Genomic DNA, 20,804 nt, shown 5'->3' on the forward strand with positions numbered 1-20,804 from the left:
CATTCGTTGGAAAGCAGGGGACTATCTCAACTACACTACAGGTGATTTAATGTCCACCAGGGCTTCCACCATAACCTTCTGACTATGTGTTGCCACCCAAGCTTTGTTTTCTTTTCCTTGCTGCTGATAATATTGAATCTGCTGTTCGACCTGTTGCTTGGCAGTTCCACCTAATACATTACGTGCATTTACTACCGTATCAATATCTAGTGCTTGGTACACATCCTGCTCGATAAGTGGGGAAAATTCCTGAAATTCCTCTAAGGAAAGATCGAGCAGATACTTTTGACGCTCGATGCAATAGAGAACCGCATTCCCCACAATCTCATGTGCCTGTCTGAACGGAATTTGTTTCGTTACCAGATAATCTGCCAAGTCAGTCGCATTGGAGAAATCCTGCGTGACCGCCTTTCGCATCTTCTCTGTTTTTACCTGCATGCTGGCAATCATCGGCGTTAACAGAGCCAATGCACCGTGTAAAGTCTCCACTGTATCAAACATGCCCTCTTTATCTTCTTGCATGTCTTTGTTATAAGCGAGTGGTAATCCTTTTAGTACCGTTAACATTCCCATTAGATTACCATAGACACGTCCAGTCTTTCCGCGGACAAGCTCTGCTACATCAGGGTTCTTCTTTTGCGGCATAATGCTTGAACCAGTGCAAAACGCATCATCTAATTCAATGAAGGAAAACTCCTGACTGCTCCAAATAACTAGTTCTTCGCACAACCGAGAGAGATGCGTCATTAATAAGGAGGCATTCGCTAAAAACTCTACAATAAAATCTCGGTCGCTTACTGCATCCATGCTATTTTGATAAATCCCGTCAAACTGAAGCATAGAAGCAACAAATTGTCGATCTATCGGGAAGGTAGTTCCAGCAAGTGCCCCTGCTCCAAGGGGTAATATATTTACCCTTTTAAATGAATCCTGCATCCGTTCTAAATCACGTTGTAGCATGGACACGTATGCCATCAAATGGTAGCCAAACAGCACAGGCTGCGCACGCTGCAAATGAGTGTACCCAGGCATAACGGTCTCCAAATGATTCTGAGCCTGTTCCAATAAAGCTTCTTGTAAATACATGCTTAGCTCGATTATTTCCATCAATCTTTCGCGTAGATACAAATGCATATCTAGCGCTACCTGATCATTACGGCTTCTACCTGTGTGCAACTTGCCACCTAAAGGACCAATTTCTTCAATTAATAGTTTCTCAATATTCATATGAATATCTTCATGCACTATTTCAAATTGAACCTGCTTCCGCTCGATTTTTTCTTTTACCTGCTTCAGTCCAGCAATAATCTGACGTACCTCATCCATAGAAAGAATGCCACATTTCCCAAGCATCGCTACATGCGCCGAGCTACCTACAATGTCCTGACGCCATAGCTTTTGATCGAAAGAAATAGAGGCTGTATATTCATCTACAAGTTGATTGGTTGGTTTAGTAAAACGTCCTCCCCAGAGCTTCATGGCATGATCGCTTCCTTTGCTGTTTTCGTCGTAGACGTAGAAGCGTCATTAACAGAGTGACTTTCAAGCTCGGTATTGCTCAGGTTTATAGAAGTACCATTAATCTGTGAATATACTTTTGTTGGCAATCCCCACAATTTGATAAATCCAAGTGCTGCCTTATGATCGAATTGATCCCCAGAATTATAGGTAGCCAATTCGTGACTGTACAGTGACGCCTCTGATTTACGTCCGACGACGATAGCATGGCCTTTATGCAACTTGACACGAACAACGCCTGTTACATTTTGCTGGGTTTCTTTAATGAACGCTTGCAAAGCGGGACGGATCGGTGAATACCAGAGGCCCTCATAAATCACCTGAGCCATTTTTTGCTCCACGATTGGTTTGAATTGAGCCACTTCACGCGGTTGCGTCAAAAATTCCAGTTCCCGATGTGCTAAAATTAGCGTAGTAGCAGCAGGCGTCTCATACACCTCACGAGATTTAATACCTACTAAGCGATTTTCCACGTGATCAATCCGGCCGACTCCATGTTTGCCTGCGATCTTATTTAAAGCTAGAATGAGCTCAGCTAACGTCATTGCTTCCCCATTTAAAGCAGTTGGAACACCTTTTGTAAAACTGATCTCAATCTCTTCCGCTTGATCTGGCGCATTGTCAATCGAGGCAGTTAATTCATAAGCTCCCTCAGGTGGTGCAGCCCACGGATCTTCTAGAACACCGCATTCGCAGCTTCTACCCCAAAGGTTTTGATCGATTGAATAGGGATTATCCAGATTGATCGGGATTGGAATGTTATTCTTCTGTGCATACTCAATTTCTTCATCACGTGTCCAGCCCCATTCACGAACCGGAGCAACAATTTGAATATTTGGATTCAAAGCAGTAAAGGAAATATCGAAACGCACTTGATCGTTTCCTTTACCGGTGCAACCATGAGCCACAGCTACTGCACCTTCCTGTTCAGCAATCTCAATCAATATTTTAGAAATCAAGTACCGAGATAGAGCCGAAACCAGCGGATATTTGCCTTCATACATTGCATTTGCTTGTAAGGCTGGTAAAACATATTCATTTGCGAAAGCTTCCTTCGCGTCTACTACAATGGATTTATATGCACCGACTTGCATCGCTTTTTTTTGGACAAACTCTAGATCTTTTCCTTCTCCTACATCGAGGGCTACCGCGATTACGTCATAGTTATAAGTATCTTGCAACCATTTTATTGCTACAGAAGTGTCTAAACCACCAGAATACGCTAATACAATTTTCTCGTTTGCCATCGTATGTCTCTCCATTTCGTAGTGATTTTCTGGGTAATTATACATATTGTACTATATAATTACAGTATTTTCATATTAATTACAAACAATCTACATCACAGATGCTAGTAATGCTTTTTGTGCATGAAGACGATTTTCCGCTTCCTCAAACACAACAGAATGAGGGCCATCAATAATCTCTGCTGTCACCTCTTCACCTCGGTGCACAGGTAGGCAGTGCATAAAGATATAGGCAGAATCAGCTTTGGCTACCAGTGCTTTATTTACCTGATATGCCGCAAAATCTTTTAATCGTTGCTCATTTTCTTCTTCAAAACCCATACTGGTCCATACATCTGTGTAAATAACGTCAGCCTGATCAACAGCCACACTTGCATCATGAGTCATTAAAAATTTTCCACCATACTGTACAGCATATTCTTGTGCCTTTTGAACAATAGCTTCTTGCATCTCGTAGCCTGGAGGAGTAGCGACACGTACATCTAATCCAAGGATAACCGCTGCTAATACAAGTGAATTCGCCACATTATTTCCGTCCCCGATGAAAGCCAGTTTCATTCCCTGCAACTTGCCTTTGTGTTCTTGTATAGTTAAAAGATCAGCCAAAGCCTGACAAGGATGATACAGGTCGGTTAGCCCATTAATAACAGGTACGCTGGCGTGCTTTGCCAGTTCTATCACATCTTCGTGGGCATGGGTTCGAATCATGATACCATCTACATAACTAGATAAAATCTTAGCTGTATCTGAAATCGTTTCACCACGGCCTAACTGTAGATCTTTATCAGTCAAAAATAGACTGCTCCCTCCTAATTGATACATACCAACTTCAAAAGAGACACGAGTACGCGTGGAGGATTTAGTAAAAATCATCGCTAACGTTTTCCCAGCTAATGGCTGATATACCTTACCGCTTTTTTGCATGGCCTTGATTTGGCTGGCATAATGTAGTAGGCCAAGTATCTCTTCTCTATTCCACTCATCAATCTGTAGCGTACTTTTTCCTTTATAGTGAGATAGCTGAATGTCTGCATAGAGATCCAAGGTCTTCACAGGCTTCATTACTTTCGCTCCCCTTTTCTTGGCTTATTTGTAGATAGGCCACAAACGTCTCAACAACCGTGAACAACGTAATGCTATGTTGAACAGATAAGCTACGCAATTGAAACCCTTTGCGCTCTGCTTGATTTCCTTTTGTGGCGGTGATTAATGCCGTCTGGATTAGTCCTGCTTTCACCAATGCCGTATAATCACGTACTCCTTCACTTATTTGTGTAATTTCAATGCCATGGTTGGTCAAATAATGTGCCGTTCCTTCTGTGGCATAGATGTGAATGCCCATCTCTTTTCGTTCCTTGAGATAAGGTAGTACGCTTGCTTTGTCAGCATCGTTAAGCGAAAGAAATATCCCATCCCCACTAGTTAGCCATTTATTTGTTTGTTCCTTGTAGGCAAAGGCCTTGCCAAATGCTTCTGATAATGTTCTACCAAGACCTAGTATCTCACCTGTTGATTTCATTTCAGGTCCAAGTGAAGGATCTACACCAACTAGCTTAGTAGAGGAAAATACAGGTGCTTTGACAACAAAAAAGTCAATGTCTTGTGAAAGTCCTAGCAGATACCCCATCTCTGCCAAACGCTCCCCAAGAGAAGCTCTCACCGCCAGTTCCACCATCGGAATGTTGGTCACCTTGCTCGTAATCGGCACTGTCCGTGATGCACGCGGATTTACTTCTAATACATAAATGGTGGAATCCTTTAGTACGAATTGGATATTGATTAATCCAATGGCTTGCATTTCCTTAGCGATCCTCTTGGTATAATGCACCATAATCCGCTTCTGTTGGTCTGTGAGATGCTGAGCAGGAAACAACGCAATACTATCTCCAGAATGTACCCCTGCTTTCTCAACGTGTTCAAAAATTCCTGGGATTAACACGTCATAGCCATCACATACCGCATCAAGCTCCACTTCCATACCCGAGATAAATTGATCTATCAACAACGGAAAGCAACTTCTATCAACTTGTTCATGAATCCAGCTTTGCATAGCTGCACGTAGCTCGTTCTCATTATGCACAACCGTCATTCCCTGACCGCCAATGACATACGAAGGACGAAGTAGCACAGGATAGCCGATGCCATTAGCTACATGAATCGCCTCTTCAGTGGAATAGACACCTTTCCCCGGTATGTGAGGAATGTTTAGCGTTTGAAGCATCTGATAAAATAGCTCTCGATCCTCAACTCGCTTCATTTGTTCCAAAGAAGTTCCCAAAACTATCAGCCCCGCTTCTTCCAAAGCACCAGCCAAATTAATAGCAGTCTGCCCACCAAATTGAACAAGTACACCAGCTACTGCTTCTTGCTTAGCTACATGTAGCACATCTTCTACATGCAAAGGTTCAAAGTAAAGATGATCGGCAGTCTCGTAATCGGTACTCACTGTCTCTGGATTATTGTTGACTACGATGGCTTTCAGTTGCTGTTTTTGCAAAGCCTTAGCTGCATGAACAGAGCAATAATCAAATTCGATGCCTTGCCCGATACGGATGGGGCCAGAGCCTAGCACCAATAATTTTTTAGAGGGTAACGGTGCCACTTCATTCTTGCCTTGCCAGGTGGAATAATAATAAGCTGTCTCTGCCTCAAATTCTCCCGCACACGTATCAACCATGTTATAGACAGGCATGAGGCCCCATTTCTCACGTTTTTTCCAGATTTCACTTACAGGAACATTCATCATCCAAGCGATAGTCTGATCCGTGAATCCAAGCGCCTTACAATCGCTCAATTCCTCTATGCTCAACGTTTCAAAGCATGATTTCTCCAATCTTTTCTCCCAATGAATAATGTGCTCGATATGATCTAAAAAGAAAGAGTCAATCTCTGTTTTAGTGTGAATCTCCTGTACACTCATACCTCGGCGCATGGCTTCTGCTAAAGCAAATAAACGAATATCAGTAGCGGTATCCAGAGCCTTCTCCAACTCTTTTGCGGATAGGGACGCAACATCTTTTCTGTACAGGTAGTGACAGCCAATCTCTAAAGAACGAACGGCCTTTAACAAAGCGGCTTCAAAGGTTCGAGCGATTGCCATCACCTCGCCCGTTGCCTTCATTTGTGTTCCTAGATTACGATCAGCTAATGGGAATTTATCAAACGGCCAACGTGGAATTTTGACCACCACATAGTCCAGTGCTGGTTCAAAGCTAGCATAGGTATAGCCGGTGATTGGGTTTAGCACCTCATCCAAGTGATAGCCTAACGCCAATTTTGCGGCAATTCTCGCAATCGGATAGCCAGTCGCTTTAGAAGCCAAGGCAGAGGAACGGCTGACCCGTGGATTTACTTCAATCAAATAATAACGATCTGAATACGGATCCAACGCAAATTGAATATTGCAACCACCCACTACGCCTAACGCCCGAATCACCTTAGTTGAAACACTACGCAACATTTGATACTGACGATCTGTTAAGGTTTGAGAAGGTGCTACAACGATACTGTCTCCCGTATGTACACCAACTGGGTCCATATTTTCCATATTACAAACGATAATGCAGGTATCATTCTCATCTCGCATGACTTCATATTCAATTTCTTTCCATCCCTTTACACTTCGTTCCACTAACACCTGTTGGATAGGACTTGCCGCTAGTCCTTGCTCGGCAATCTGTCCTAGAGCCTGTTGATCAGCAGCAATTCCGCCCCCAGCACCTCCGAGTGTGTAGGCAGGACGTACAATCACTGGATAGCCAATCTGATTAGCAAAATGTAAGGCTTCCTCCACAGTACTCACTGTTATACTTTCAGGAACAGGTTCATTAATTTGTTGCATCATGCGTTTAAATAACTCGCGATCTTCACCATTTTGAATAGCAGTCAAGGGTGTCCCTAGTAAAGCCACCCCATAACGATCTAATACACCTGCCTCGGCCAATTCCACAGCTAGATTGAGTCCAGTCTGACCGCCTAGTGTTGGCAACAATCCATCTGGTTGTTCCTGTTGAATGATTTTCGTTACAGAAGCCACTGTTAACGGCTCCAGAAAGACTTTATCTGCAATCTGTTCATCGGTCATGATGGTAGCTGGATTATTATTCACCAGCACAACTTCCACGCCCTCTTCCTTTAGAGAAAGACACGCCTGTGCACCTGAATAATCAAACTCTGCTGCCTGCCCAATCACAATCGGCCCTGAACCGATGACTAGTACTTTATGAATGTGTTTCTGCTTAGGCATAATGCTTCGCTCCTATCGATTGTACGGACTCCACGAAGGACGTAATAATATGCGAGGTATCATCTGGTCCCGGATGAGCTTCTGGATGGAATTGGACACTCATTATTGGCAGGTAAGTATGTCGCATACCTTCCACACTGCCATCATTAACATTGCGGTAGGTTACAATTAGGTTTTGTTTATCTAACCCCTCTTCCTTCACCACATAGCCGTGATTCTGAGAAGTCATATATACTTTGCCACTTAACAGTTCTTTCACAGGGTGATTACTTCCTCGATGGCCAAAGGTAAGCCGTTCCGTCTGTCCACCAAACATCAGCGACAACACTTGATGGCCCAAGCAAATACCTAGCGTCGGCAATGTTCCCGCTAGTTTACGCCATTGCGGACAGTATTGTCGCAATTGCTCTGGATTACCAGGACCATTGGAGAAGACGATGCCATCTGGTTGCATTGTTTTAATCTCCTCGACACAAGTCTGATATGGTACCACCGTTACCTTGCAACCAAGCTTTAGCAGGGATTGCAGGATGGAGTGTTTCATGCCCAAATCAATGACAACAATATGCTCACCTTCTCCTCGATAGGTAATGGAGCGGGTTCTGGAAACATTAGCTACCGAGATTCGTTCCTCATGACGAAGCTTGTGCTGGACAATTTCTTCCGTTGTCATAGGTTGATCAGCGAGCACTCCATAAAGTAGGCCACCCTGACGCACCTTTTGTGTAATAGATCTGGTGTCCACTCCAGCTAAAATAGGAAAACCAAACTGTTTAGCAGCAGCATCTAAAGATAGCTGTGAACGGAAATGACTAGGCTTTTGACAAAGTTGGCTGACAACCATGCCTGACAGAGCAGGCTGAATGGACTCATGATCTAATTCATTAACCCCATAATTGCCAATCAATGGATAGGTAAAGGTGACGATCTGACCACAAAAGGAAGGGTCGCTCATCACTTCCTGATAACCGGTCATTCCTGTATGAAAAACCACTTCTCCGTATGAAGCGAGTGGGGCTCCGTATAATTGTCCCGTGTATACTTCTCCGTTCTCTAACGTAAGAAACCCTTTATTATTACTCTGTAAACACTTATCCACCACAGTCATCTCCTATCCTGATTAAATTCCGATCAATCTATTTTCATGAATATATATTCGTTATTTTTGTATAATAATACATTCACTCCAAAAAAAATGCAACGACTTTTCTGAATTAAATCAAAAATCATTGCATTTGCGTTTCTAATATGCGATTGTATCAAGCTTTTGTTAATTCCAGAATCTCTTTCAGCACGATAATTAATTGATCGATTTCTGCTTTTTGTATGACAAGCGCTGGCAATAACCGTATGACATTTGGACCCGCTTGTAATAGTAATACTCCTTTTTGCTGAGCCGTTTTTAAATAAGTGCCTACCTCACCATTCATTTCTATACCAACCATCAATCCTAGCCCGCGTACCCCTTTTATTTGATCGGAATATTGCTTTGCTAATTCTCCAAGAGCACCAAGCAAATACTGGCTCAGCTCTTTTACGTGGGGTAAAATATTCTGTTGTTCCATCTCCAAAAGTGTTGCCATTCCAGCTGTTGTAGCTAGCTGATTGCCACCAAAAGTAGTTCCATGCGAGCCCGGAGAAAAGGCAGCTGCTACCGCTTCCGTTGCTATCATTGCCCCAATAGGAAATCCACTCCCTAAACCTTTAGCCAATGTAACCACATCAGGGATGATTCCATAATGCTGATAGCTAAACCATTCCCCGGTTCGACCAATACCTGTTTGTACTTCATCTATCATGAACAAGATCTCATTCTGCTTGCACCAATCGTATAATTCAGTCACAAAGTCCGCTGATGCTGGATGTACACCACCTTCCCCTTGTACCAGTTCTAGCAATACCGCACACGTCCGGTTTGTAGCTGCTTTTTTCACTGCCTCTACATCCCCATATGGCACAGTGATAAAACCAGCGGGTAAAGGGGAGAAGCCCTCTTTCACCTTTTGCTGACCAGTAGCCGTTAATGTGGCTAGCGTTCTGCCATGAAAGGACTGTCCAAACGTAATGATTTCAAAACGATCCTCACCCTTACTTTTTTGTGCATAACGTCGAGCCACTTTAATCGCTGCTTCATTTGCTTCCGCACCGCTATTACAAAAGAAGACTTGATCCAATCCAGACAGCTCAGCTAGTTTTTGCCCTAACTCTTCTTGCAACGGCTGTTGCGTTAAATTAGAACTATGCCATAAGGTATCTAGCTGTTGATGTAATTTGGCTGTTACTGCGGGAGGACAATGCCCCAACGATGTTACGCCGATGCCTGAGGTACAATCTAAGTACATTTTACCTGTATGATCCCAGACCGTGGTACCGCTTCCTTTAGCAATCGTGACATCCCAACGTGCATAAGTATTCATAACATGCGTTTTTTCTGTATAAACTGTCATAACTCATCTCTCTCCTTTTTATCTATAAAAATTCTTCTGAAGCTAGGTTCTGTGAATCCTTTCCTCGTGAATTTTCTTCTGAAATGGAAGTACCCACTACCATTCCGTTTGCCAAACCATCTAGTGTCTCTACCTCTCCCTTACAAATCACAACTTCCTGGACTCCCTGTGCAAGTGCATCCAAAGCTGCTTGAACTTTCGGAATCATTCCACCTGTAATGATTTGGTTCTTCATCATTACATGGATATCCTCAGTCGTGACGGTTGGCATCAGTTGTTTTTCTCCTAGCTCATTCTCTGCCCAAATTCCTGGAACATCCGTTAACATCAGTAATTGTTTCGCACCTAGAGCAGATGCGATTGCCCCTGCCACTGTATCTGCATTGCAGTTATATCGCGTTCCACCATCCTCTGATACAGCAATTGGTGACACCACTGGGATATACCCGTTTGAAAGTAACAGTTGAAGTGGGGCTTGGTTTACCTCTGTAATTTTGCCTACCAATCCTAATCCATCAGCTTTCTGTTCGGCTTGCAACAAGGAACCATCTACCCCACTCAATCCCCACGCTTTTCCACCTGCATGCAATAGCTTCCGAACCACCGCTTTATTCGTTATACCACTTAGCACCATTTCGGCCGCTATCATGGTAGGTTCATCGGTAACTCGTAATCCGTTAGAAAAGATAGCTTCAATCTGCAATTGGTCTAGCAACTGATTTATCGCAGGGCCACCCCCATGTACAATCACAATAGACCTGCCTTCAGCTTGCATTCTAGCAAGCTTGTTGTAGAAAGATTCAGGCAATTGCTCCAGCATACTTCCACCACATTTGATTACCATAACCTCATTTAGCATCTAATAGTCTCCTATTCATATGTAGTCGACCTAGAATGCCTTACTTCATTCAAGGTCATTGATCATCATTACGGATATAGAGCATGTACAGGTAAACCCAACGTCTCTTCAAACCCAAACAACAAATTCATATTCTGGACTGCCTGCCCTGCGGCACCTTTAACCATGTTATCTATAACAGATAAAATGACAATGCGCCCCGTTCTTTCATCCAAATGAAGGGCTACATCGCAGTAATTTGTCCCAAGTACCTCTTTCGTACGTGGATAGGAACCAAAAGGTCTAACCCGAACAAAAGGGGCATGCTGATATGCATTTTCATAAAGCTCTTGCAAGCTTTCCACTATGTGAGCGACATCCTTACTTTTATCTAAACTAACATAACTAGTAGCTAAAATCCCTCTTGTCATCGGTACAAGATGCGGGGTAAATTGAATGGTTATTTCCTTCTTCGTCATATGCAAAATTTCCTGTTCGATCTCTGGCGTATGCTGATGCTGTCCTACTTTATAAGCATGAAAGCTATCGTTTAATTCACTGAAATGTACACCTAGTGAAGCCCCACGCCCAGCACCCGATACTCCTGATTTAGCATCAACAATAATGCTGTCGGGTTTAATCCACTCCGTTTGAAGAATGGGTAGAAGTGCAAGTAAGGTAGCAGTAGGATAGCAGCCTGGATTAGCAACTACCGAAGCTTCCCTCAATTTTGATTTGTTCCATTCTGGCAAACCATAGACAGCCTGTTGTAAAACACTTTCCGCTGCTGGCGATTTTTTATACCACTCTTTGTAAGCTTGAGGAGAGTGTAGCCTGAGATCACCAGATAAATCGATAACCTTCACTCCTTCCTTAATTAAAGCAGGTGTTATTTCAGCACTAACCCCAGCAGGCGTCGCTAAAAACACTAAATCATTCTCCTGAGCAATTTCCTCTGGTTGAATGCCCTTTAAAGCAGGTAAATCTGCACCCTGCAAATGAGGAAAATAATCCGTTAACGACTTTCCTTCTGCTGAACTAGAATATAGACTATGTATGTTTATCTCAGGATGTTGCAATAAGATACGAATGAGTTCAATACCACTATATCCAGTAGCTCCAATAATCCCAATACGTTTCATCGCTCTCACTCCTAGATTTTATGTATAAATATACATTTATAATAATAAAAGTTCAAACAGATTACAAATATTTTTTTGTATAAAAAGGATGAGACCCACAGGACCTCATCCAATTCTTCTGTCTATTTCTTTTCTGCTAACCAAGCTGCAATACTTTCTGCATCTTCACCTTTAGCCATATTGGCTGGCATGCTACCTTTTCCACTTTTAATGATCTCCAAAATTTCATCTTTACTGTATATACTACCTATTGTTTCCAAGGAAGGACCAGTTGCCCCTTTTAAGTCCACACCATGGCAGCCAATACAGCTACTTTGTTTAAATTTTTCTTCTCCTGCTGATGCTGTCGCTGTGTCTCCACTTGCCTGCTCTGCTGGTTTGTCAGGTGCTGGTTGCGACTGTTGTCCACCACAGGCGGTTAAGCCAACAGCAAGTGCTCCTACCATCAATACAGTTACTAAACGTTTCATTTTTTTGATTGCCTCCCTTTCTTTGCAACTAAAAATAGGTACAAACGATCAGCAGACTATATAGTCATTACCGTTTGTACCTGTGTTACTTCACTTGCATCTCTGTTTTTACCATTAGCTAAGCTACATCCAATTGGTGTAATTTGCTAAATGTAGTATATCATAGTAGTATGCGTTTTCTAAGAATTCTATATCAGTGTTCATAAGATTGTAAAACATTTTAGAAAAGAGCAATATATCAAAACTGTCAAATTAAAAAGAATCTACAAAAAGACATGAAAAAACGCTTTTGCATATTTGCAAAAGCGTTCGCTGTTCTTATATGGTGCCGAAGACCGGACTTGAACCGGTACGGGAATGCTCCCGACAGATTTTAAGTCTGTTGCGTCTGCCTATTCCGCCACTCCGGCACAAAAGTAAGAATAATTGGTGCGGGTGGAGGGACTTGAACCCCCACGGTCGCCCGCCAGAACCTAAATCTGGTGCGTCTGCCAATTCCGCCACACCCGCATCGTATGACTTCTATAGTCTAACATAGCAATCTAGGAAATGCAATACTTTTTCTGTTTTCTTTTTTATTCTGCTTATCTAGTAAGAGAGAGGCTGAAAAAATCTAGCATTCTTCAGCCCTCTCTGCTGATAACCTAGTAACTATTTTTTATTGTAATTGCGAGCGAAGATAGGCATCTATAAACGAATCAAGTTCTCCATCCATCACTGCTTGCACATTTCCTATCTCCATATTGGTGCGATGATCCTTCACCATGCTATACGGATGGAAGACATATGAGCGAATTTGACTGCCCCAAGCAATATCTTTTTGTTCGCCCTGAATCGAAGCAAGTGTCTTCTCTTGTTCCTGCTTTTGCAGTTCGAACAACTTCCCTAATAACATCTTCATAGCACGATCACGGTTTTTAATCTGCGAACGCTCTGCTTGACATGTTACAACCACACCAGTAGGCAAATGAGTAATTCGCACCGCTGAATCCGTAGTGTTGATATGCTGTCCGCCTGCACCACTAGCACGATAGGTATCAATTTTTAAATCTTCAGTTCGGATATCGACTTCTTTATCGTTCTCAATCTCTGGTAACACATTACACGAAACAAAAGAGGTATGGCGACGCCCTGAAGAGTCAAACGGCGAGATACGCACTAATCGGTGTACCCCTTTCTCCGCCTTTAAATATCCGTACGCATTATGTCCTTTAATTAACAGCGTCACACTCTTAATCCCTGCCTCATCACCCGGCAGATAATCCAATGTTTCTACTTTGAAGCCTTTACGTTCTGCCCAACGAGTGTACATACGCAATAGCATAGAACCCCAATCCTGAGACTCTGTTCCACCGGCTCCTGGATGCAATTCCAAAATGGCATTATTTTTATCATATTGATCGCTCAACAGCAATTCTAGTTCAAAATCCTCAAAGCTCTTTCTTAACTCCTGTGTACTCTCATACAGATCTGATACCAAGGACAAATCGCCTTCTTCAATCACTAGCTCTAGCATCATCTGTAAATCGTCATAGGAGGCATCCAGACGGGCCATCGTATCTGTCAGGCTTTTGATTCCATTTAGTTCTCCAATCGTTTTTTGAGCAGTATCATTATCGTCCCAAAAATCAGGGGCCAGCATCCGCTCTTCCAATTCACCAATACGTTCTAGCTTTTCTGGGAGGTCAAAGAGACCCCCTAATATCCGCCAGTCGTTTGGACAGACTAGCCATTTCTTGCTTTACATCAGCCACGTCGATCAATGCCATTCTATCTACTCCTTTAAAACTAATTTTCTTATTGTTTATTGTAGCTGAAAATAAGACAGGTGCAAACTTCCCGGGTTTCGCTAAGGGTAAAATTTTTATCTAATTCCTAAAAGTATCACCACGATTTTCCAAAACGTGTAGAATAGTGAGTAGTGTTTTACTTATAGATTTAGCGGAGGGAAAACAGAATGAATCGGACAATCTTGATTGCCGATGATGAACAAGAGATAGTCGAATTACTACGACTATATTTAGAAAAAGAAAACTTGCGAGTCATTGGAGCCTCAGACGGAGAAGAAGCCCTTCTCTGTATTCAGAATCAATCAATAGACCTAGCCTTAATTGATATCATGATGCCTAAGCTTAACGGCTTGCATGTCCTTACCCAAATACGTCAGGATCACACACTCCCTGTAATTTTCTTGTCAGCTCGCAGTCAAGATCACGATATTATTTTAGGGCTGGGTATGGGTGCAGATGATTATATCACAAAGCCTTTTAATCCCTTAGAGGTCGTAGCTCGAATCAAAGCCCAGCTACGTCGTTCCTATCATCTGAATCCATGGAACGATGAAATGACTCAAGCTTTGTCAACGCTCACCGTGGGAGACTTAACCTTGCATAAACAGCAATGCGTGCTATGTCGGAATCAGATCGAGATTCCTCTGACATCAACGGAGTATAAAATGCTTCAAATGTTTATGGAACAGCCAAATCGCGTGTTTACCAAACGCCAAATTTTCGAAAAAGTGTGGGGCGATCCCTTTTACAGCGACGATAACACCATTATGGTCCATATGAGCAAATTGCGGGATAAAATAGAGCCAGATCCCAAAAAACCACTTTATTTAAAGACAGTACGAGGTCTAGGCTACAAACTGGTTAATTCTACTTCCCTCTCATCCAAACAAAGAGGATCGAACAACAATGAAACATAAAAAAATTCATTCTACCTTATTATGGAATTATAGCATATTCATTTTTATTATTAGCTCCATTTTAATAATAGCTCTAGGTTATTTAGTCTATCAAATAAACTCAAGTGTTGAACAAGGCTTATCTCCCATATATCGGGCAAAGGACATCGTATCGGATGATTATGAAAATATCAGAGCTAATGCTATTTTGGAAAACGGGGGTTGGGTAGAAATCCTCAATGCTAATCGACAGATCATCCATGTAATCGGCCTGAAAACGGATGCCGTCTACAATTATTCAGAAGAGGATCTCTATCAGTATTTAGATAATGCTGAGGACCAACCCTATTATTACTCTATTTCACCATTTACTACCGATAGTAATAAGAAATACATATGTCTAGTAAAAATTCCACGAGATAGCATTAATATTGATATCCAGTATTTCAAAAATTTTGATCACACTGTATCTCAAGTCAGCAAGATCATTCTAAAATCTTGTTTACTTTTATTTGTGCCTATCATCATCATCATTTTTCTATATAGTCGATGGACAGCTAGAAAAATCAGCGTTCCTCTTCATGTCATCACCATTGCAATAAAAAAAATGATCGACGGTGATTATCAAGCTCGTATTCATTTAAAGGCTGAAAGTGAATTTGGAAAAATCCGTGATGCGTTTAACTTTTTGGCAGATAAACTTGAAGCAACCCGTGCTGAAAAGGAAAAGTTGGAAGAAAGCAAACAGCGTATGCTCGTGGATATTTCACATGATCTAAAAACACCTATTACTAGCATTCAGGGATATGCCTCAGCCTTACAGGATGATATGGTGGTGGATGAAGAGAAAAAAAGACGTTATTTACAGCTCATTTATAACAAGTCACAAAGCGTAACATCTTTGATTAATTCATTATTTGAATTTCTGACTCTGGATGATTGCCAATATCCTCTTTCAATTCGTACCTATGATCTGTGTGAGTTCATCAGAGAGATTATTGTGGATTTTTTGGATGACATGGAAGATAAACAATTTCAATTGCATGTTCAGGTTCCCGAAGACGAAATTAAGTACGATTTTGATTATCGTCACATGAGTAGAGTAATCAGCAACCTACTCTCTAATACGATTAAATATAACCCTGTAGGCACAAACGTTCGAATTTCTGTTCAGGAGCAAAGTGATTGCATTATCATTGAGATTGCTGACAATGGTACAGGTATTCCCCCTCATGTTCAACGTCATATTTTTGATCCCTTCGTGAGAGGAGATCGCTCGCGCCAAACTGATGGGGGTACAGGCTTAGGCTTGTCAATCGCTCATAAGATTGTCAAATTACATGGCGGTCTACTGGAACTCGATGAAACCCCTTTAGAAAAAACTGTTTTTCGCATTACTCTGCACAAACAGAAAAGGAGCCCAAAGTAGCAAATGGGCTCCTATAAAATAGCGGACAGCAACCGCGACACGGATTCTTTTAATCGAATGGATAGTGGACGTTGTTTGTATTTTTCGAGGGTTAACTCAGTGGATAGCTCCATGTCAGCTATGAAATGATTAGCCAGTTGTATAGCCGTAGGGGGATGATAGAGAAAGGCATTTACTTCGAAATTTAGACGGAAACTTCTCACGTCTATATTAGCAGTTCCTACAGTGGAAAGCTTATCATCCACAACAATGGTTTTAGCGTGCAGAAAGCCATTCTCATAGGTATACACCTTGGCCCCAGCTCGTAGCAACTCACCCGCATTTGAATAAGTAGCCCAATAAACAAAGGGATGGTCCGGTTTATTTGGAATCATAATGCGGACATCGACTCCAGATAAGGCAGCAATGCGCAAGGCATCCAAAATACTATCATCAGGAATTAAATATGGGGTCTGAATATACACGTATTCTTTCGCTGTTAGAATTAGTTTCATATATCCATTTTTAATTTGCTCCCACTGCGAATCAGGACCACTTGAAACAATCTGCAGCGGAACATCACCACGTGGAGCAGACAGAATTTGATAATAATTTCGAAAGGCCATATCTCGACCAGATGCTTGCGTCCAGTCTAACATAAAGCGTGATTGCAAATCATCGACAGCAGATCCTTCTATTCTTAGATGTGTATCCCGCCAATAGCCGAAACCAGGATTTTTGCCCAAATATTCGTCCCCAATGTTAAAACCCCCAATGTAGCCAATCTCACCGTCAATGACAGCAATCTTACGGTGATTACGGTTATTAGCGCGCAGATTTAATAGAGGAATTTTTGCAGGAAAGAAAGGCTCAATCTGTCCACCTGCATGCCTGATTCGACGCACAAATCTCTTAGACAGCCATCGCGACCCACTCTCATCGTATAGGACACGTACCTCTATTCCCTCTCGTATCTTTTCGCATAATATATTAGCTAAGCGATTGCCAAGCTCATCACTTTTTAAAATGTAATAGAGCAAATGAATATGTTTTTTGGCTTGGCGAATATCTTCAAACAAGCAATCAAATTTATGTACACCATCCGTAATAATTTGCACCTGATTATCTTGGGTCAGTAGCGCTTCATCGTTATTTAGATGCAAATACACTACATCCTGATATTCTTTACCGACAGGATCAAGAAAGAGAAGCTTCTTGGCTTTTAGCTGTTCCATCTGTTTGACGACTTCCCGTTTTACATAAGCATAGACATGTTTATCCCACTTAAAAATTTTCTTTCGGCTTAAATTTTGACCTAACACGATGTATAAGACAAATCCAAGAACAGGAATAAACCATAAAATCATTAACCATGCCCATGTGGATACAGGGGTACGCCTCTCTAAAAAAACAACAACGATGGCAAACAGAAAGTTTAATAAAAATAAAATTTTTAGGAACCAAGACGTTACCTCTACTGTTTCCACTGTCTCCCCCCTTTCCTATCTTTATTGCTCTTATTATATGCGAAAAAAGCCGCCATTCAACTGAACGGCAGCTTTCGTCTCAGGTTACTGCTTATTTTTTCTTTTTGTTCGCACGGCGTTGCGCTCTGTTTTTTTGTTCATTATCAGATGCTACAGCCTCATCAGACGGCCCAGACGTTTTTAATTTTTCTGCGTCAATAACTTCCTGACGCTCCAGGTTTTGTCCTACTTCTGATTTCATGATGTACAAGGATACTTCTTCTTCAATGCTTGCAACCATTCCTTGGAACATCTCATAACCTTCAAACTGATACTCGCGTAATGGATCTGTTTGTGCATAAGCACGTAGGTGAATACCTTGACGCAATTGTTCCATTGCATCGATGTGATCCATCCATTTGCTATCAACAGCACGTAGAACGACTACTTTTTCGAACTCAGCCATCATATCGCCAATTTCTTCCTGGCGTTGTTTCAATTGCTTATCAGCAACCTCTTTCAACATTTCCTCAATCTCTTCCGCTTCTTTTCCTTTCAGATTAGAAAGCGTAATAGCATCTTCGAACATGAATGTATTTAGGCATGTTTCCAATAGTCCTTCTAGATCCCATTCTTCAGGAATCTGTTCTTTTGGGCAATAAGCAAGAACCGTACGTTCAATTATACTGTTTACCATGCCCTCGACAATATCATGCAGGTTATCGCGTTCCAGAATCTCTTTACGTTGCTTATAAATAACTTCACGCTGTTTATTCATTACGTCATCATATTGCAAGACAACTTTACGAGCGTCAAAGTTGCTACCCTCTACTCGTTTTTGGGCAGATTCAACCGCACGGGATACCAGACCGCTTTCAATTGGCATATCCTCTTCCATTCCTAGCTTGTCCATCATATTCATGATGTTATCAGCCCCGAAACGGCGCATTAGCTCATCCTGTAGGGACAAGAAGAACTGAGAAGAACCCGGGTCCCCTTGACGACCTGCACGACCACGTAGCTGGTTATCAATACGACGGCTCTCATGGCGTTCTGTACCAATAATGTGAAGACCACCTACTTCAGATACTCCTTCGCCCAATTGAATGTCTGTACCACGACCAGCCATGTTTGTAGCGATGGTTACCGCTCCATATTGACCTGCACGCGCTACAATCTCTGCCTCGCGTTCATGTTGTTTTGCGTTTAGTACGTTATGTGGTACACCTTTTTGGCGTAATAAGTTAGACAATTTTTCTGAGTTTTCGATGGAGATGGTTCCGACCAGGATAGGTTGTCCTTTTTTATGCCGCTCCACGATCTCTTTTACAACCGCACGATATTTAGCATCCTCGGATTTATATATCGCATCTGCCATATCTATACGCTGGATTGGGCGGTTCGTAGGAATAACCACAACATCCAGTCCATAGATCTTTTTGAATTCTTCTTCCTCTGTCTTGGCTGTACCAGTCATACCACTCAGTTTTTGATACATACGGAAGTAGTTTTGTAGCGTAATTGTTGCCAAGGTCATGCTCTCGCTCTGTACCTTTAGCCCTTCCTTCGCTTCAATCGCTTGGTGCAAACCATCACTGTAACGACGACCCACCATCAGACGCCCTGTGAACTCGTCTACGATTACAACCTCGCCATCCTGCACAACATAGTCAACATCGCGTTTAAACAGAACCTGGGCCTTCAGAGCGGATGTAACATGGTGATTCAACGTAACATGGTTGGTGTCGTACAAATTATCCACGTTAAACGCTTTTTCAACCTTAACTACACCCTCATCTGTTAAGGTAGCAATTTTTAATTTTTCATCAATGCTAAAATCCGTTTCCGGCTCTAAACGTTTCACAAAATGGGAGCAAATATAATATAGTTCGGTAGATTTATTTGCTGATCCAGAGATAATCAATGGAGTACGCGCTTCGTCGACCAAAATACTATCCACTTCATCAATGATGGCAAAGTGCAGGGGACGTTGCGTCATTTGTTCTTTGTATAGCACCATGTTGTCACGCAGGTAGTCAAATCCAAATTCGTTGTTTGTGCCATACGTGATATCACAGTAGTAAGCTTCACGCTTTTGCTCAGCACTCATGCCATTTATGTTCAAACCTACCGTCATCCCAAGAAATTGATAGAGTTCACCCATAATCTTGGAGTCACGATCTGCTAAGTATTCGTTTACCGTTACGATGTGAACGCCTTTACCTGCCAAAGCATTCAAGTACGTAGCTAGGGTTGCTACAAGGGTTTTACCCTCCCCAGTCTTCATTTCAGCAATACGGCCTTCTTGTAGGACCATCCCACCGATTAGCTGTACATCGAAGTGACGCATACCCAATACACGCTTGGACGCTTCACGCACTACAGCAAAAGCTTCGGTTAATATATCATCCAGCGTTTCTCCCTTTTCCAAACGCGCACGGAATTCCGTCGTCTTTTCCTTTAATTGGTCATCGCTGAGTCCTGCTACTTGGGGTTCTAACGCATTAATTTTTTCTACACGCTTAATTAATTTCTTTATTTCACGCTCATTCGTATCGCCAAAAAGCTTTTTCACAAGCCCTAACATAGGGACACCCCTTCCACCGTTCCCCTAAGGGTACTTTCTAACAACCTATTTTACCAAATCTATGTCAGTAAACACAAGTAAAGGAGTTGCCAATCGACAACCCCTTTACCATTTTTTTGTATATTTTTTTAATTTTTAATGGTTTTATACGTTTATTTTGGCTCTATTAAACCGTATCGTCCATCATTACGACGATAGACTACACTTACATCATTGCTTTCACTGTTTTCAAAGACGAAGAAGTTGTGACCCAGAAGTTCCATTTGCATTACGGCCTCTTCTGAATCCATCGGTTTTAAGTTGAATCGCTTGGTTCTTACGATATCAAACTGTACATCATCCTCTTCATCCGCTACAGCCACAGAGGAAGTTTCCATATTTGGCATGGTTTTATTCCCTGTTTCATGACGCTGTTTACGGTTGATTTTTGTTTTGTACTTACGCATTTGACGTTCTAATTTTTCGACCACCAAATCAATTGCTGCGTACATGTCATCGTGGGTTTCCTCTGCTCGAAGAATAACTCCGGTCATCGGGATGGTTACCTCAATGGTTCCTTCACCACGAAGCACGCGCATCGTTACATGTACATCTACATGACTGAGATTGTCAAAATAGCGGTCGAGACGGCTTATCTTTTTCTCTACATACTCCCGCAGAGCTTCTGTAACTTGAATGTTTTCGCCACGAATATTGTAGTTCATGGACACAACCTCCTTCCGTCTATGCTATTTGTATTCTGCATAGAC

The 20,804-nt window shown here is 42.1% G+C and carries 15 protein-coding genes and 2 tRNA genes; 2 read left to right on the plus strand and 15 right to left on the minus strand.

Features of this window, described 5'->3' with window-relative positions; all coding sequences use genetic code 11:
• Positions 1 to 30 precede the first annotated feature (30 nt).
• The 12 genes from argH to prfB form a co-directional block, all read right to left on the minus strand.
• Entirely contained in the window at positions 31 to 1,479 is a 1,449-nt protein-coding gene (gene argH / locus EEL30_03740) for an argininosuccinate lyase (GenBank protein QDX91555.1), read from the minus strand.
• A complete protein-coding gene (locus tag EEL30_03745) occupies positions 1,476 to 2,765 on the minus strand; it encodes an argininosuccinate synthase (GenBank protein ID QDX91556.1) in 1,290 nt (429 codons plus the stop codon). The genes argH and EEL30_03745 overlap by 4 nt, the downstream gene beginning before the upstream one ends.
• Positions 2,766 to 2,855: 90 nt before the next feature.
• Positions 2,856 to 3,827, minus strand: a complete 972-nt coding sequence (gene argF / locus EEL30_03750) for an ornithine carbamoyltransferase (GenBank protein QDX91557.1) — start codon at positions 3,825 to 3,827, stop codon at positions 2,856 to 2,858.
• Positions 3,772 to 7,011, minus strand: a complete 3,240-nt coding sequence (carB, locus tag EEL30_03755) for a carbamoyl-phosphate synthase (glutamine-hydrolyzing) large subunit (GenBank protein QDX91558.1) — start codon at positions 7,009 to 7,011, stop codon at positions 3,772 to 3,774. Before carB ends, argF begins: the two co-directional genes overlap by 56 nt.
• Positions 7,004 to 8,110, minus strand: coding sequence for a carbamoyl phosphate synthase small subunit (locus EEL30_03760; GenBank protein ID QDX91559.1), 1,107 nt, complete (start codon positions 8,108 to 8,110; stop codon positions 7,004 to 7,006). The genes carB and EEL30_03760 overlap by 8 nt, the downstream gene beginning before the upstream one ends.
• A gap of 160 nt (positions 8,111 to 8,270) precedes the next feature.
• Positions 8,271 to 9,458 carry an aspartate aminotransferase family protein gene (locus EEL30_03765; protein QDX91560.1) on the minus strand — a complete coding sequence of 396 codons (1,188 nt, stop codon included), beginning with the start codon at positions 9,456 to 9,458 and terminating at the stop codon, positions 8,271 to 8,273.
• Between the two features lie 22 nt (positions 9,459 to 9,480).
• Complete coding sequence (gene argB, locus EEL30_03770) at positions 9,481 to 10,317, minus strand: acetylglutamate kinase (protein QDX91561.1); 837 nt, start codon at positions 10,315 to 10,317, stop codon at positions 9,481 to 9,483.
• 68 nt (positions 10,318 to 10,385) lie between these two features.
• Positions 10,386 to 11,438: an N-acetyl-gamma-glutamyl-phosphate reductase gene (locus EEL30_03775; GenBank protein QDX91562.1), complete on the minus strand. Its 1,053-nt coding sequence runs from the start codon at positions 11,436 to 11,438 to the stop codon at positions 10,386 to 10,388.
• 122 nt (positions 11,439 to 11,560) lie between these two features.
• Entirely contained in the window at positions 11,561 to 11,908 is a 348-nt protein-coding gene (locus EEL30_03780; protein QDX91563.1) for a cytochrome c, read from the minus strand.
• 323 nt (positions 11,909 to 12,231) lie between these two features.
• Positions 12,232 to 12,318 (minus strand) — tRNA-Leu (locus EEL30_03785).
• 17 nt (positions 12,319 to 12,335) lie between these two features.
• Positions 12,336 to 12,418 (minus strand) — tRNA-Leu (locus EEL30_03790).
• Positions 12,419 to 12,566: 148 nt separating this feature from the next.
• A protein-coding gene (gene prfB, locus EEL30_03795; GenBank protein ID QDX91564.1) for a peptide chain release factor 2 occupies positions 12,567 to 13,677 on the minus strand; the annotation gives its coding sequence in 2 pieces (ribosomal slippage) (positions 12,567 to 13,595 and positions 13,597 to 13,677; 1,110 coding nt in all).
• Between the two features lie 188 nt (positions 13,678 to 13,865).
• On the opposite strand from prfB, the gene EEL30_03800 reads away from it, so the two are divergent.
• Together EEL30_03800 and EEL30_03805 are read left to right on the plus strand one after the other, a co-directional pair.
• On the plus strand, positions 13,866 to 14,615 hold the full coding sequence (locus tag EEL30_03800; GenBank protein ID QDX91565.1) for a DNA-binding response regulator: 750 nt from the start codon (positions 13,866 to 13,868) through the stop codon (positions 14,613 to 14,615).
• Complete coding sequence (locus EEL30_03805; GenBank protein QDX91566.1) at positions 14,605 to 16,023, plus strand: sensor histidine kinase; 1,419 nt, start codon at positions 14,605 to 14,607, stop codon at positions 16,021 to 16,023. The genes EEL30_03800 and EEL30_03805 overlap by 11 nt, the downstream gene beginning before the upstream one ends.
• Before the next feature lie 11 nt (positions 16,024 to 16,034).
• Here EEL30_03805 and cls read toward each other — a convergent pair whose 3' ends face one another.
• From cls to raiA, 3 genes are all read right to left on the minus strand, one after another.
• Positions 16,035 to 17,489: a cardiolipin synthase gene (cls, locus tag EEL30_03810; GenBank protein QDX91567.1), complete on the minus strand. Its 1,455-nt coding sequence runs from the start codon at positions 17,487 to 17,489 to the stop codon at positions 16,035 to 16,037.
• Positions 17,490 to 17,580: 91 nt separating this feature from the next.
• Positions 17,581 to 20,055: an accessory Sec system translocase SecA2 gene (gene secA2, locus EEL30_03815; protein ID QDX91568.1), complete on the minus strand. Its 2,475-nt coding sequence runs from the start codon at positions 20,053 to 20,055 to the stop codon at positions 17,581 to 17,583.
• Positions 20,056 to 20,207: 152 nt separating this feature from the next.
• Positions 20,208 to 20,759 carry a ribosome-associated translation inhibitor RaiA gene (gene raiA, locus EEL30_03820; GenBank protein QDX91569.1) on the minus strand — a complete coding sequence of 184 codons (552 nt, stop codon included), beginning with the start codon at positions 20,757 to 20,759 and terminating at the stop codon, positions 20,208 to 20,210.
• Between the last annotated feature and the right edge of the window lie 45 nt (positions 20,760 to 20,804).

Source organism: Brevibacillus laterosporus (genome assembly GCA_007833815.1).
Lineage (GTDB): Bacteria > Bacillota > Bacilli > Brevibacillales > Brevibacillaceae > Brevibacillus_B > Brevibacillus_B laterosporus_D.

What these genes read in the sequence shown, in the direction of transcription:
- argH (QDX91555.1), bottom strand. Translation starts at nt 1,479, where the DNA reads ATGAAGCTCTGGGGAGGACGTTTTACTAAACCAACCAATCAACTTGTA.
- EEL30_03745 (QDX91556.1), bottom strand. Translation starts at nt 2,765, where the DNA reads ATGGCAAACGAGAAAATTGTATTAGCGTATTCTGGTGGTTTAGACACT.
- argF (QDX91557.1), bottom strand. Translation starts at nt 3,827, where the DNA reads ATGAAGCCTGTGAAGACCTTGGATCTCTATGCAGACATTCAGCTATCT.
- carB (QDX91558.1), bottom strand. Translation starts at nt 7,011, where the DNA reads ATGCCTAAGCAGAAACACATTCATAAAGTACTAGTCATCGGTTCAGGG.
- EEL30_03765 (QDX91560.1), bottom strand. Translation starts at nt 9,458, where the DNA reads ATGACAGTTTATACAGAAAAAACGCATGTTATGAATACTTATGCACGT.
- argB (QDX91561.1), bottom strand. Translation starts at nt 10,317, where the DNA reads ATGCTAAATGAGGTTATGGTAATCAAATGTGGTGGAAGTATGCTGGAG.
- EEL30_03775 (QDX91562.1), bottom strand. Translation starts at nt 11,438, where the DNA reads ATGAAACGTATTGGGATTATTGGAGCTACTGGATATAGTGGTATTGAA.
- EEL30_03780 (QDX91563.1), bottom strand. Translation starts at nt 11,908, where the DNA reads ATGAAACGTTTAGTAACTGTATTGATGGTAGGAGCACTTGCTGTTGGC.
- EEL30_03800 (QDX91565.1), top strand. Translation starts at nt 13,866, where the DNA reads ATGAATCGGACAATCTTGATTGCCGATGATGAACAAGAGATAGTCGAA.
- EEL30_03805 (QDX91566.1), top strand. Translation starts at nt 14,605, where the DNA reads ATGAAACATAAAAAAATTCATTCTACCTTATTATGGAATTATAGCATA.
- secA2 (QDX91568.1), bottom strand. Translation starts at nt 20,055, where the DNA reads ATGTTAGGGCTTGTGAAAAAGCTTTTTGGCGATACGAATGAGCGTGAA.
- raiA (QDX91569.1), bottom strand. Translation starts at nt 20,759, where the DNA reads ATGAACTACAATATTCGTGGCGAAAACATTCAAGTTACAGAAGCTCTG.